13 protein-coding genes, 1 rRNA gene and 1 pseudogene are annotated in these 13757 nt (G+C 46.4%); 9 read left to right on the forward strand and 6 right to left on the reverse strand.

The window, feature by feature from the left end:
• Positions 1-83 precede the first annotated feature (83 nt).
• The 3 genes from rsmB to def all read right to left on the reverse strand — a co-directional run bounded on the left by rsmB (position 84) and on the right by def (position 3000).
• On the reverse strand, positions 84-1364 hold the full coding sequence (gene rsmB, locus QWZ07_RS22325) for a 16S rRNA (cytosine(967)-C(5))-methyltransferase RsmB (protein WP_017099685.1): 1281 nt from the start codon (positions 1362-1364) through the stop codon (positions 84-86).
• A gap of 119 nt (positions 1365-1483) precedes the next feature.
• Positions 1484-2449 (reverse strand): methionyl-tRNA formyltransferase, encoded by a 966-nt coding sequence (gene fmt, locus QWZ07_RS22330; protein ID WP_192854651.1) that lies wholly within the window; start codon positions 2447-2449, stop codon positions 1484-1486.
• Positions 2450-2487: 38 nt separating this feature from the next.
• On the reverse strand, positions 2488-3000 hold the full coding sequence (gene def / locus QWZ07_RS22335) for a peptide deformylase (protein WP_004735769.1): 513 nt from the start codon (positions 2998-3000) through the stop codon (positions 2488-2490).
• A 140-nt stretch (positions 3001-3140) separates the two neighbouring features.
• Between def and QWZ07_RS22340 the strand changes: the two genes are divergently transcribed.
• From QWZ07_RS22340 to QWZ07_RS22355, 4 genes and pseudogenes are all read left to right on the forward strand, one after another.
• The gene (locus QWZ07_RS22340; RefSeq protein WP_192854653.1) at positions 3141-4232 is read left to right on the forward strand and encodes a LysM peptidoglycan-binding domain-containing protein; all 1092 of its coding nucleotides are present in this window, start codon (positions 3141-3143) and stop codon (positions 4230-4232) included.
• A pseudogene (dprA, locus tag QWZ07_RS22345) lies at positions 4229-5340 on the forward strand (DNA-processing protein DprA). The gene QWZ07_RS22340 and the pseudogene dprA overlap by 4 nt, the downstream one beginning before the upstream one ends.
• Before the next feature lie 3 nt (positions 5341-5343).
• Positions 5344-5820, forward strand: a complete 477-nt coding sequence (locus QWZ07_RS22350; protein ID WP_009848094.1) for a DUF494 family protein — start codon at positions 5344-5346, stop codon at positions 5818-5820.
• Positions 5821-5832: 12 nt separating this feature from the next.
• Positions 5833-6402 (forward strand): DNA topoisomerase family protein, encoded by a 570-nt coding sequence (locus QWZ07_RS22355; RefSeq protein WP_192854655.1) that lies wholly within the window; start codon positions 5833-5835, stop codon positions 6400-6402.
• A gap of 67 nt (positions 6403-6469) precedes the next feature.
• Here the strand turns inward: QWZ07_RS22355 and QWZ07_RS22360 are convergent, their stop codons facing one another.
• Together QWZ07_RS22360 and purE are read right to left on the reverse strand one after the other, a co-directional pair.
• Positions 6470-7600, reverse strand: a complete 1131-nt coding sequence (locus tag QWZ07_RS22360) for a 5-(carboxyamino)imidazole ribonucleotide synthase (RefSeq protein ID WP_017107570.1) — start codon at positions 7598-7600, stop codon at positions 6470-6472.
• 5 nt (positions 7601-7605) lie between these two features.
• Positions 7606-8091 (reverse strand): 5-(carboxyamino)imidazole ribonucleotide mutase, encoded by a 486-nt coding sequence (gene purE / locus QWZ07_RS22365; protein WP_017073863.1) that lies wholly within the window; start codon positions 8089-8091, stop codon positions 7606-7608.
• 195 nt (positions 8092-8286) lie between these two features.
• Between purE and tsaC the strand changes: the two genes are divergently transcribed.
• From tsaC to QWZ07_RS22385, 4 genes are all read left to right on the forward strand, one after another.
• On the forward strand, positions 8287-8844 hold the full coding sequence (gene tsaC / locus QWZ07_RS22370; RefSeq protein ID WP_029222950.1) for an L-threonylcarbamoyladenylate synthase type 1 TsaC: 558 nt from the start codon (positions 8287-8289) through the stop codon (positions 8842-8844).
• A gap of 19 nt (positions 8845-8863) precedes the next feature.
• Positions 8864-9781, forward strand: coding sequence for an oxygen-dependent coproporphyrinogen oxidase (hemF, locus tag QWZ07_RS22375; RefSeq protein WP_192854657.1), 918 nt, complete (start codon positions 8864-8866; stop codon positions 9779-9781).
• 77 nt (positions 9782-9858) lie between these two features.
• Positions 9859-10689 carry a shikimate dehydrogenase gene (aroE, locus tag QWZ07_RS22380; protein WP_192854659.1) on the forward strand — a complete coding sequence of 277 codons (831 nt, stop codon included), beginning with the start codon at positions 9859-9861 and terminating at the stop codon, positions 10687-10689.
• A 17-nt stretch (positions 10690-10706) separates the two neighbouring features.
• Positions 10707-10976, forward strand: a complete 270-nt coding sequence (locus tag QWZ07_RS22385; protein ID WP_192854660.1) for a DUF1488 family protein — start codon at positions 10707-10709, stop codon at positions 10974-10976.
• Here the strand turns inward: QWZ07_RS22385 and QWZ07_RS22390 are convergent.
• The gene (locus QWZ07_RS22390; protein ID WP_192854662.1) at positions 10973-11518 is read right to left on the reverse strand and encodes a gamma carbonic anhydrase family protein; all 546 of its coding nucleotides are present in this window, start codon (positions 11516-11518) and stop codon (positions 10973-10975) included. The genes QWZ07_RS22385 and QWZ07_RS22390 overlap by 4 nt on opposite strands.
• Before the next feature lie 571 nt (positions 11519-12089).
• Here QWZ07_RS22390 and QWZ07_RS22395 point away from each other — a divergent pair.
• Positions 12090-13644: ribosomal RNA gene (locus QWZ07_RS22395) — 16S ribosomal RNA — on the forward strand.
• The last annotated feature ends 113 nt before the right edge of the window (positions 13645-13757 follow it).

Below are 13757 nucleotides of genomic sequence, written 5' to 3' on the forward strand. Positions count from 1 at the left end.
AATTCTAGTGAACTCATTTCGCTTTGATAATGCACTAGAAAGAAACAGCGGCTAAGAAATAAATTCTTAGCCGCTGTTAGTTGTTATGCCTGTTTTACTAGAACTGCGTAGTAGAAGCCATCCATATCTTCTTCGCCAGGCAGTATTTGACGACCCGGTTTTTCGATATCAGACCCAACCAGCGTTGCGTTCTCGGTACGCTCTAAGAATGCTTTCACTTGCAGCACGTTTTCTTGCGGCGTGATAGAACATGTCGCATAAACCATGGTGCCGCCTTCTTTTAGCTGGCGCCACATTGCATCCAAGATTTCGCTTTGTAGTTCTGCTAGTGCATCAATATCAGATGCACGGCGTAGCCACTTAATGTCAGGGTGACGGCGAATTACACCGGTCGCTGAACACGGAGCATCAAGTAGGATGCGATCGAACTGACTGCCCGTCCACCATTCTTCAGGGTAGCGAGCATCCCCACAGATTACGTCGGCACGTAGTTGTAGGCGTTCAAGGTTATCGTAAACACGGTCTAGGCGTTTAATATCACTGTCGATTGCAACCACTTCAGTGTCTTGAGTATGTTCAAGAATGTGTGCAGTTTTACCGCCAGGTGCTGCGCAGCAGTCTAGGATTAGCTCACCATCTTTTGGTGTTAGGTAATCAACAGAAAGTTGAGCTGCAGCGTCTTGTACTGATACCCAGCCTCGGTCGAAACCAGGAAGCAAAGTAACATCACAAGGTGACGCTAATTTTATGGCATCAGCCGCTTCAGGGTGCAGTGTGTATTCAATGTTTTCGTTTTTAAGCAGTTCAACATACTCGTCACGAGTGTGGTGTTGGCGGTTTACACGCAGCCACATTGGTGCCTTGCTGTTGTTTGCTTCAACCAATTGCTCCCACTGATCTGGGTAGCTTTCTTGAAGCATTTTTAGGATCCAGCTTGGATGGCTGTATTTGCCCGCATTGTGGCTAACGGCTTTCTCATCTAGCTCTTCTTGATCGCGCAGGTAGCTGCGAAGCACTGCGTTGATCAAACCACTCAGGCTTGGGCCGCGCAGTGTTTTGGTTGCTTCAACGGTTTCAGCAACGGCAGCATGAGAAGGAATGCGCATAAAGCTCAACTGGTAAATGCCTACTAAGATCAGGTGGTGGAATACGCGCTTTTTACCTTTAAGCGAGTTTTCCATCAGTTCGTTAGCGATTGACTCTAAGCGAGGCAGGTAACGAAGTGCGCCGTAGCAAATCTCTTGCAGTAGAGCATGGTCTCGCGGGCGGATCGTTTTTTGAGCCGCAGGGAGAGCGTGTGAAAGAGAGTGGCCTTTATCGACAACTTGGAATAGGACATTTGCAGCAGCAGCGCGAACATTCATGAGGGATACCGAATATTTATTTGAATACATGAGGGCATCTCTGCCCTCGTAAAGGTTTTCTAAACTGTGTTTTTATAAGCTACACGTCTTTAAGTACATATTGAGTAGCTTTAAAGCGGTTAAGAAAGTTGAGTACCAACTTCAAACCAGCTTGCACGTGAGTTCAAGATGTCTTGAACTGACATGGCTTTTTTGCCTGGAACTTGTAGCTGTTCCAATACTAGTACTTTGTCGCCAGTCGCAACATAAATACCAGTCTTATCTGCTTTGATGATTGAGCCAGCTGGCGCAGATGTCGACTCTTCATCAACACGTGTCTGCCAAACTTTAATGCTTTTTTCATCATTAGAGCTGCTATCAACAATCGCAAAGTGACTCATTGGCCACGGGTTGAAAGCGCGCACACAACGTTCGATGTGTTCTGCACAGTCATTCCAATCAATTTTTGCTTCTTCTTTGCTCAGCTTCTTCGCGTAGTTAGCAAGTTCGTCGTCTTGCTTCTCAGCAACAGCCTTACCAGAAGCGATGTCTGCTAAACACTCAACAAGAGCATCAGGACCAAGGCCCGCCAACTTCTCGTACATTGACGCACTGGTGTCTGTTGCATCGATTGGTAGCGTCGCGATACTTAACATATCACCAGTATCTAGGCCGATATCCATCTGCATGATCGTCACGCCAGTCTCTTTATCGCCCGCCCAGATAGAGCGTTGGATCGGAGCAGCACCACGCCAGCGCGGTAGGATAGAGCCATGTACGTTGATACAACCCAAGCGAGGCGTATCTAATACAGCTTGTGGAAGAAGCAAGCCGTAAGCGACAACAACCATGATGTCAGCATTCAAATCTGCTAGCTCTTGCTTAGCTTCATCTGACTTGAAGTTTTCTGGTTGGTAAACCGGAATATTGTTTTCAAGTGCGATGTTTTTTACTGGGCTCGCGGTCAGTTTTTTACCGCGGCCTGCTGGACGATCTGGCTGTGTGTAAACAGCAATAACTTCATGCTCCGAAGACAACAACGCCGCCAAGTGACGGGCGGCGAAATCCGGAGTACCTGCGAAGACAATTCTTAAAGATTGACCCAAGGTAGACTTCCTTCTTAATTTAGTAATAGCAGCGGTTATTAACCTTGTTTCTCGTTGAAACGTTTAATCTTCGCTAGCTTATCTTGAATACGTTTGCGCTTTAGTGGCGATAGGTAATCAACAAACAACTTGCCTTCTAGGTGGTCAAGTTCGTGCTGAACACAGATAGCCAGAAGGTCGTCAGCGTCGAATGTGAATTCGTTGCCTTCACGGTCTAGTGCTTTAACCGTTACTTCTGCAGCGCGAGGTACTAGAGCTCGAGCGCCTGGTACAGATAGACAGCCTTCTTCGATACCATCTTCGCCACGTTTGTCGGTAATTTCAGGGTTGATCAGAACCATAGGCTCGTCACGTGTTTCTGAAATATCGATAACAACGATGCGCTGGTGGAAATCTACTTGCGTTGCAGCAAGACCGATACCTTCTTCGTCGTACATGGTTTCAATCATGTCATCAACGAACTTTTGAATCTCTGGGGTAACTTCTTTTACCGGTTTCGCCACGGTACGTAGACGATCATCTGGTAATGTTAATACTTGTAATACAGACATATACACTCGAAATATTGAACTGTGCCGAAACAGCTTAAACCTTGTTGGCTCAATTCTAGACATTTTAGAGGTCAAATGACAGCATCCTGAAGGTAATTCTCTAATCAGATGTCATATATTCAGACCAAGGAACCTAGGTCATGCGTCATTTTTTCCCCGCTTTATCTCTTATTTGTGCCTCGCTTTCGTTCGCCACTATGGCTGAAAATAGTGAACAACCTTTAACCATTAAACAAGGCGCACCCGAAGCGTATGTGGTGGTGAAGGGCGATACTTTGTGGGATATCTCCGCGATGTATCTCGATAGCCCATGGCTGTGGCCGAGGTTGTGGCAGGTCAATCCTGAGATCGAAAACCCTCACCTTATTTACCCCGGAGATAAATTGTCTCTGGTTTGGATTAATGGCGAGCCTGTATTGAGCCTCAAACCCGTCATCAAGCTAAGCCCTAAGATTCGTGTCTCTGAGAAGAAAGCAGTACCTACCGTCAATGAGGGGCTGGTTTTGCCGTATCTACAGTCTGATCGCTTGGTGGAGCAACAAGATATCCAATCGGCGCAACGAGTGTTGGGGACAAGTGATGGTAAACGTTTCTTATCAGGTGAAGACCGACTATTTATCTCGGGCAATCAGCAACATCAAAAATGGGGTATTTACCGTTCTGTCGAAACTTACCAACGACAGCAACCTCAAGCGAGTATGACTTCTTTGCGTTTAGTCGCCACAGCGCGCTTGAAAGAGGTGGATGCTGAGTTCAGTAGTTTGCAAATAGAGACTCAGCTACAAGAGGTACTGCTCAACGACCTCGTGTTACCAGAACTTGGCGTTGGTCAGGTGAAGCTCTCAACTACGTTTTATCCTGCACCTAGTGCCGCGGGTCAGTTTGCTAATATCTTGGGCTCATTAGATGGCAGCCAATACAGTGCAAAGAATCAGGTCGTGGTTATTAATAAAGGCTCACAGGACAATCTTCGCCAAGGATCTATGTTTACGCTTAGTGAAAGCGGCGCGGTGGTGTTTGGTAAGCAGGGTGAATATAGCTATAAAGAGTCAGCGGCGAGCGATAAGGTGCAGTTGCCAAGTACCTCACTCGGTAGCTTGATGGTCATTCGTCCTTATGAGTATTTTAGCTTGGCCTTGATCACTCAGAGCTCTAAGCCTGTTAGTAATGACATTCTGGCGGTATCGCCTTTGGACCTTGCTGTGACGGAAGAGCTTAAGGGCACCGAGTGAATGAGCAACAACTGAGCGCTTGGCTAACTCTAAGTTTTGTACCGCAATTGGGTGGCAAGCGCCTTTCTCGTCTGCTGAGTATCGACTCCCCTTCGAACATTGTTGGCTACTCAAGTCAGCAGCTGCAAGCGATTGGCTTGTCAGCTAAGCAAATCTCCTATTTAAGAGAGCAAGCCCCAAGAGAAGTGGAGGCTTGCCTAGCGTGGCAAGCAAGACAACCCAACCATCACATCATTACCCCGAATTGCTCGCATTATCCCAAACTGCTGAATGAGACAGCCTCTGCGCCGAGCGCGCTTTTCGTTAAAGGTCACGTTGAAAAACTGATTGAGCCTCAAATCGCAATGGTCGGCAGTCGTAATGCCAGCATCGAAGGGCTGCAGACAGCGAAGTCCTTCGCCAAAGAGTTCGTCCAAAACGGTTTGATTGTCACGAGTGGCTTAGCGTTGGGCATTGACGGTTACGCTCATGATGGTGCTCTAGATAAAGGAGGAGAGACTTTCGCGGTTTTAGGTTCAGGTTTGGATTCCATTTACCCAGCACGGCACAGAAACTTAGCCGATAGAATCTGTGAAAATGGTGCATTGGTTTCAGAGTTTCGCCCAAGTGCCAAACCTCGACCTGAACATTTCCCTCGCCGTAACCGTATTATAAGTGGGTTATCGCTCGGAACCTTGGTAGTGAAGCGGCTGAGAAGAGTGGCTCTTTGATTACAGCTCGCTATGCCATGGAGCAAGGCCGAGAGGTGTTTGCGTTACCAGGCTCTATTCATAGTCCAACCAGCCGTGGCGGCAATAGATTAATTAAAGCTGGTGCATGTTTGGTGCAAAATGCTCAAGATGTTCTGATCGAAATAAAGAGTCTGTTAGACTGGTCTATAGATCAGCAGCCCAGTTTGTTCGAGCCTACGCCGAATGAGTGTGAAAATGAACAATTGCCATTTCCACAGCTGTTAGCTAACGTAGGATTAGAGGCGACACCCGTTGATATTTTGGCACAGAGAACCCATATACCTGTGCATGAGGTCATGATGCAGCTTTTAGAGCTTGAGCTCTCAGGGCATGTTGTTGCAGTTTCCGGTGGCTATATTCGAAAGGGGAGAGGCTAAGCTATGATGATGGACATACTGATGTACTTGTTTGAAACCTACATCCATAGCGATTCTGAATTGCAGGTGGATCAAGATGAGCTGGAAGATGAGCTTCTTCGAGCAGGGTTTCACCAAGATGATATTTATAAGGCCCTCCATTGGTTAGAAGATCTTGCTGCATTGCAAGATACCGAGAACCAAGCGGCGATTAGTGTGTGTTCCAATACCTCGATGCGTATTTATACCAGTCGAGAGATTTCACGTATTAATATGGAGTGTCGAGGCTTCTTATTGTTCCTTGAGCAGATCAACGTGCTTACGACAGAGATTCGTGAAATGGTGATTGATCGTGTGATGGGGCTTGAGACCAACGAATTTGAATTGGATGATCTGAAATGGATTATCTTAATGGTGCTATTTAATGTGCCGGGTAATGAAAGTGCTTACACGCAAATGGAAGAGCTGTTGTACACCAAAGAGCAAGGTATCTTGCATTAATACAGGCTTGTCATGAGTAGTAAGATTGATAATCAGCTTTTTTCAGCACATGAACATGCGTTAGAGCGTGAACCATGTCCACAGTGTGGTGGAGAGCTTCAGCTTCGCCATGGTAAGCACGGCCCATTTTTAGGCTGTAAGCAGTATCCGAGCTGTGATTACATCAAGCCTTTGCATCAAAACGATGGCCATGTGGTGAAAGAGTTGGGTGTACCGTGTCCTAAATGCCAAAACGAATTGGTATTAAGGCAAGGCCGCTTTGGGATGTTCATTGGTTGTAGTAGCTACCCAACGTGTAATCACATCGAATCTTTGGATCAACCCAAAGAACAACCTGAAGAGCAGCCACTTGTTGCTTGCCCTGAGTGTGGCAGAGGCCATTTGGTTGAGCGTAAATCTCGCTATGGCAAAACCTTCTATGCTTGTGATAACTACCCTAAGTGTAAGTTCGCAGTAAACCAACCACCTGTTCTAGGCCGCTGTGAAGAGTGCCAGTTCCCGTTGTTACTTGAGAAGAAAACAGCCAGTGGTATCAAGAAGCAATGCGCTGATCGCAAGTGTCATCACATTCAATCTCAATAACCTGATGCTATAGACAAAAAAACGGCGCTCACTGAGCGCCATTTTTATATCAAATCCACAATGTCGGCTACTTCATCTGCTCAGCAAACTCATGCACAGCAGGGTAAGCTTGCTTATCGAGAATATCTGCCAGTGAGCATAACGCTCTTTGCAGTTCTGCGTTGTAGTCAGCGCTCACGTTAATGTGGCCCATCTTACGACCTGCACGCTTCTCTTTGCCATACCAATGAACATGACAACCACCTTGAGCCAAAATTGCTTCAGGTAGAGTATCTTCACCAAGAATGTTGATCATTGCGGTTGGGCGAATCAGTTTAGTACTGCCTAGTGGCATACCACACACAGCACGTAGGTGGTTCTCAAACTGACAAGTTTCAGCGCCTTGTTGCGTCCAGTGGCCAGAGTTATGAACACGTGGTGCAATCTCGTTAACCAGCAGTGAACCTTTAACATCAAAGAACTCTAACGCTAGCACGCCAACGTAATCCAAACGTTCTGCAACAGCGGTGAACATGGTTTTTGCTTGCTCTTGCAGTTCAATGTCATCAATCGCTGTCGATAAGCTCAATACGCCGTCGGTGTGAACATTTTCAGCCAGTGGGTACACTTGAATCTCGCCATTGGCGCCACGAGCACCGACAAGTGATACTTCGCGGTCAAACGGAACGAACTCTTCAGCCACAATAGCTTGGTTGTCGGTCGCGGCAATGCACTCCGCCATTTCTGTCCAAGTTGACTCAACATTATCTAATGTCTTTAAGCGCCACTGGCCTTTGCCATCGTAGCCGCCAAGTGTGCTCTTCAAGACCATTGGCAAGCCTACGTGAGCAATCGCAGCGTCAAAGTCTTCGCGAGAGTTAATCACGTAGTACTTGGCATTTTTCACGTTTGCTTCGTCTAACAGGGCTTTTTCAAGACGACGGTCACCGCCAGCTTTGATTGCTTCTGTTGTCGGCAAGAACTTACCGCTGCGCTCACATACCTCAAGCACGTCGTGAGGGATATGTTCGAACTCTGCAGTAATGACGTCTGCACGCTCAATCGCATTGTCTAAGCCGTTGCCTAGAATCGCTTGCGTTAATGGGTGAACAATATTTTTGCTGCCAACATCAAAAGCAGAAATTTCAATATTCAGCGGTGCCCCAGCTAGGGACATCATGCGAGCAAGTTGGCCCGCGCCTAACACAAGAACATGCATGGGAATTAGTCCTCTGCAGGGTTTGGATTAGCAAGAACCGTTTCTGTTTGCTCAGAGCGGAACGCTTCTACTTTTGCCATCACGTCTTCATTGTGTGTACCAATGATTTGAGCGGCTAGGATGCCAGCGTTAGCAGCACCAGCTTCACCGATAGCCAGAGTACCTACCGCGATACCTTTTGGCATTTGTACGATAGAAAGTAGCGAGTCCATGCCTTTCAGTGCTTTAGACTGAACAGGAACACCTAAAACAGGGACGCTTGTGAAAGCTGCAGCCATGCCCGGAAGATGCGCAGCACCGCCAGCACCAGCAATAATCACTTTAATACCGCGCTCTTTCGCACTGGTTGCGTAGTCAGCAAGCAACTGAGGTGTGCGGTGAGCAGAAACCACTTTTGTTTCGTACGCCACGCCAAACTGATCCAACATTTCTGCAGCTAGCTTCATTGTTGGCCAATCAGATTTAGAACCCATGATAATACCGACAGTCATCTCAAACTCCTTCAGGTACGATTTAATTAGTGATTAGATATTTTGCGCGCATTATACGGGTAAAATTGCTTAAGGAAAACGTTTGCGTCAGTCTAGGTTGTTAATTGATACATTTTATAAACAAATAGCTTTAGTCACAGTGAATGATAATTTGTACACTTAGCGAGTTCGATAACAGAATTAATGAGGCAACCCTTGGATAACTTTCAACATACTTTGCAGGCATTACAACAAGGTGAAGTCATTGCTTACCCGACAGAAGGCGTTTTTGGGGTCGGTTGTGATCCCGATAATCCACAAGCCATCAAGAAATTGCTCGATTTAAAACAGCGACCGATGGAGAAAGGGTTGATCTTAATTGCTGCAAGTTACGAGCAGTTGTTGCCTTATATTGACGAAAGCCAACTAACCGATGACCAATTAGCGACGGTTAAAGCGACATGGCCAGGCCCGGTCACTTGGATTATGCCAACCAGCAGTAAAGTTACTGACTGGGTAAGCGGTCAATTTGATTCGATCGCGGTACGCGTGACGGATCACCCTTTGGTTCAAAGAATGTGTAATGAATTCGGCAAGCCGTTAACCTCTACCAGTGCTAACCTGACTGGCGAGCCGCCTTGTATGACGACTGAAGAAGTTCAACAGCAACTGGGTCAACATTTGGTGGCTATTTTAGAAGGTCAAACGGGTGGTCGTGAGAAGCCAAGCGAAATTAGAGATGCAAAAACGTCGAAAATATTAAGACAGGGTTAAACCCTGCAGAGGAAGAAAGATGTCAGCAATTGATAAAGAAGCAGTAAAACAGTTTTTACTGAGCCTACAAGATTCGATTTGCCAACAGCTTGAGCAAGCTGATGGCACAGCACTGTTTGAAGAAGATGCATGGGAGCGTGAACCTGGCGAACACCTTGGTGGCGGTGGTCGAACTCGCGTGATGACCAATGGTGCAGTATTCGAGCAAGGTGGGGTTAATTTCTCTCACGTAGCGGGTAAGGCAATGCCAGCTTCAGCAACAGCTCATCGCCCTGAGTTAGCTGGACGTAAGTTTGAAGCGATGGGGGTTTCATTAGTTATCCACCCTAAAAACCCATACATCCCAACCTCACATGCGAACGTTCGGTTCTTTATTGCGGAAAAAGAGGGGGAAGACCCGATTTGGTGGTTTGGTGGTGGTTTTGACTTAACGCCATTTTATCCTTTCGATGAAGACTGCCAATCTTGGCATCAAACCGCTAAAGATCTTTGTGCGCCGTTTGGTGATGATGTCTATCAAGAACATAAAGAGTGGTGTGATAAATACTTCTATCTGCCTCACCGAGACGAAACACGTGGTGTTGGTGGCTTGTTCTTTGATGACTTAAATGAGTGGGGTTTCGATAAGAGCTTTGCTTATATGCAGGCGGTCGGTGAAGGCTTTGTAGCCGCCTATCTACCAATTGTAGAACGACGAAAAGAGACGTCTTACGGTGAGCGTGAGCGTGACTTCCAGCTATATCGTCGTGGTCGCTATGTTGAATTTAACCTAGTTTACGACCGTGGCACCTTATTTGGTTTACAAAGCGGTGGTCGCACAGAGTCTATATTGATGTCTATGCCGCCGCTGGCTCGTTGGGAATACCGCTACGAACCACAAGCGGGTTCACCAGAAGCTCTTCTTTATAGTGACTACCTAAAACCTCGAGTTTGGTAGTTCTTCCTTCCTTATAGGGATAGTGATAGGGTCATCTATATAGATGACCCTTTTTATTATTTCTGTTAGGTAAGGATATGACACAGCAAGTAGATCGTTATGCCGTTTTCGGTAATCCTATTGGGCAAAGCAAATCGCCATTCATTCATACATTATTTGCTCGCCAAACCAGCCAACAACTTACCTATACAGCACTCCAGCCAGAACAAGGTGAATTCATCATTGCTGCTCAAGCTTTTTTTAGTGAAGGTGGTAGAGGGTGTAATGTCACAGCGCCATTTAAAGAAGATGCTTATCAGTTCGCTAATCGCCTGACTGAAAGAGCTGAACTAGCCGGTGCTGTAAACACACTTAAGAAGCTCGATGATGGAGAGATCATTGGTGATAACACCGATGGTGAAGGCTTAGTTCAAGACCTTCTTCAACATCAAGTTATGCTCGAAGGGGCTCGCGTTCTTCTGCTTGGCGCTGGTGGTGCTGCTCGAGGAGTGATCCAACCTCTTCTCGACCAAAAGCCACAACAGTTGGTAGTCGCTAATCGAACCAGTTCAAAGGCTGAACTTCTGGCCGAAATGTTTTCTTCACATGGAAACATCAAAGGAATGGGGTTAAGCGATGTTAATGAAGGGTTTGATGTCATCGTTAACTCGACCTCGTCTGGTCTAAGTGGTCAGCTTCCTGAAATTTCTGAGGTTATTTTCAATTCGAATAGTGCCGTTTATGACATGGTTTACGGGTCGGGCAACACGGTATTCAATCAGTGGGCATTAGATAATGGTGTTCACGCTGCTTATGATGGTTTGGGTATGTTGGTAGGACAGGCCGCTGAGAGCTTCATGCTTTGGCGTGGCCTTCGTCCGGGAACAAAACAGATTTTAAGAGAACTACGTAAAAACCTAGAGATGTAATGAGGTATTTATAAAAAATGAATCAATCAATTCTATTTCCTGATATCCAAGATTGGGATGAAGAAAATCAATCAGTCATCTTCCCAGCACAGCAGTCTGGCGCACTGATTGAGTGTGTTATGTCTATTGAAGAGCTGTCTCGATTGGCAGGTAAAGGTATAGAAGAAGGCGATCAAGCTTTAGTTATCTTTTCAGAGTTACGTTTTGATATTGAAGAGCTAGCGGAAGAGTTAATAGAAGAAGAGGAGTATGACTCCTCTAATCGGATTCAGATCAAAGTGCTTTAGACTGGTAGCACAGAGTCTAGATAGTCGTTTTTATTCTGAACATAGTTGTCAGCTGACTTCTGTAAAAAGGCACGCTCTTTATCATTTAATGGGCGTGCTTGTTTTACTGGGCTTCCTACATAGAGATAACCGCTTTCAAGTACCTTGTTTGGCGGAATTAAGCTACCAGCACCAATCATCACATCTTCTTTAATAACCACGCCATCGAGCACGATAGCTCCCATACCAACAAGTACACGATCTTCAATGGTGCAGCCGTGTAGCATTACTTTATGACCGATAGTGACATCATTACCTATTAGTAGAGGATAACCCTCAGGGTTTTCTGCATTCTTATGGGTGACGTGCAAAACGCTGCCGTCTTGGATATTAGTTCTATTTCCAATATGAATGTGGTTCACATCTCCTCGAGCTGCAACCAAAGGCCACACACTAGAGTCGTCACCTATTTTGATATCACCAACCAGTACCGAACTTGTATCTATATAGACACCTTGTCCAATCTGAGGGGATATTCCTTTATAACTGCGTATTGAACTCATAAATCCTCCTTTATATAGGCACCTTAAGCCTTTAATTAAGGGGAATACTAGTGAAAACGGGGTGTTTTGAACAAAAAACGCTCGAACAATCAAAAAAGTAAGAAAAACTTCAAAAAGGGCTTGCCAGTGTGATCGAAATCTCTATAATGCGACCTCGTTGAAACGGGAAGGCTTCGCAAGAAACCAAAACGAATCAGCAGGTCAAATTAGCCAAGCTAAGCGCTTGAAAAAAGTTTTGAAAATAGTGGTTGACACTAAAGCTTAAATCGCTAAAATGGCCGTCCGATTTGAGCGAAGCTCAAAAAGGAAAAGCTCTTTAACAATTTAAACCTATCAATCTGTGTGGGCACTCGTTGATGAATATCAAAACGTTTTATCGTTAGATAAAACAGATTCTTCGGAATCAAAATTGATTTCAATGAACTGAGTGACCAATACGTTTAACTACTTGTAGTTATTCGGCACAGTCAATTCATTACCATTCTGTTGGAATGGTAATAGCTTTAGAATTACATGTTTACTTCGGTAAATATTAGTTTTGAAGTCAGTATTCGTTGAGTCACAAAATCTTAAATTGAAGAGTTTGATCATGGCTCAGATTGAACGCTGGCGGCAGGCCTAACACATGCAAGTCGAGCGGAAACGACAACATTGATTCTTCGGAGGATTTGTTGGGTGTCGAGCGGCGGACGGGTGAGTAATGCCTAGGAAATTGCCTTGATGTGGGGGATAACCATTGGAAACGATGGCTAATACCGCATAATGCCTACGGGCCAAAGAGGGGGACCTTCGGGCCTCTCGCGTCAAGATATGCCTAGGTGGGATTAGCTAGTTGGTGAGGTAATGGCTCACCAAGGCGACGATCCCTAGCTGGTCTGAGAGGATGATCAGCCACACTGGAACTGAGACACGGTCCAGACTCCTACGGGAGGCAGCAGTGGGGAATATTGCACAATGGGCGAAAGCCTGATGCAGCCATGCCGCGTGTATGAAGAAGGCCTTCGGGTTGTAAAGTACTTTCAGTTGTGAGGAAGGGTGTGTAGTTAATAGCTGCGCATCTTGACGTTAGCAACAGAAGAAGCACCGGCTAACTCCGTGCCAGCAGCCGCGGTAATACGGAGGGTGCGAGCGTTAATCGGAATTACTGGGCGTAAAGCGCATGCAGGTGGTTCATTAAGTCAGATGTGAAAGCCCGGGGCTCAACCTCGGAACTGCATTTGAAACTGGTGAACTAGAGTGCTGTAGAGGGGGGTAGAATTTCAGGTGTAGCGGTGAAATGCGTAGAGATCTGAAGGAATACCAGTGGCGAAGGCGGCCCCCTGGACAGACACTGACACTCAGATGCGAAAGCGTGGGGAGCAAACAGGATTAGATACCCTGGTAGTCCACGCCGTAAACGATGTCTACTTGGAGGTTGTGGCCTTGAGCCGTGGCTTTCGGAGCTAACGCGTTAAGTAGACCGCCTGGGGAGTACGGTCGCAAGATTAAAACTCAAATGAATTGACGGGGGCCCGCACAAGCGGTGGAGCATGTGGTTTAATTCGATGCAACGCGAAGAACCTTACCTACTCTTGACATCCAGAGAAGCCAGCGGAGACGCAGGTGTGCCTTCGGGAACTCTGAGACAGGTGCTGCATGGCTGTCGTCAGCTCGTGTTGTGAAATGTTGGGTTAAGTCCCGCAACGAGCGCAACCCTTATCCTTGTTTGCCAGCGAGTAATGTCGGGAACTCCAGGGAGACTGCCGGTGATAAACCGGAGGAAGGTGGGGACGACGTCAAGTCATCATGGCCCTTACGAGTAGGGCTACACACGTGCTACAATGGCGCATACAGAGGGCAGCAAGCTAGCGATAGTGAGCGAATCCCAAAAAGTGCGTCGTAGTCCGGATTGGAGTCTGCAACTCGACTCCATGAAGTCGGAATCGCTAGTAATCGTAGATCAGAATGCTACGGTGAATACGTTCCCGGGCCTTGTACACACCGCCCGTCACACCATGGGAGTGGGCTGCAAAAGAAGTGGGTAGTTTAACCTTTCGGGGAGGACGCTCACCACTTTGTGGTTCATGACTGGGGTGAAGTCGTAACAAGGTAGCCCTAGGGGAACCTGGGGCTGGATCACCTCCTTATACGAAGATACCACGATGAGTGTCCACACAGATTGATTAGGTTTAGAAAAGCAAAGAGAAGAAGAACTCCCAAGGTTCTTCGAAGTTTGTTTCTACTTTTTAAAGTGGAGATA

Source organism: Vibrio lentus (assembly GCF_030409755.1).
In the GTDB taxonomy this organism is placed as follows: domain Bacteria; phylum Pseudomonadota; class Gammaproteobacteria; order Enterobacterales; family Vibrionaceae; genus Vibrio; species Vibrio lentus.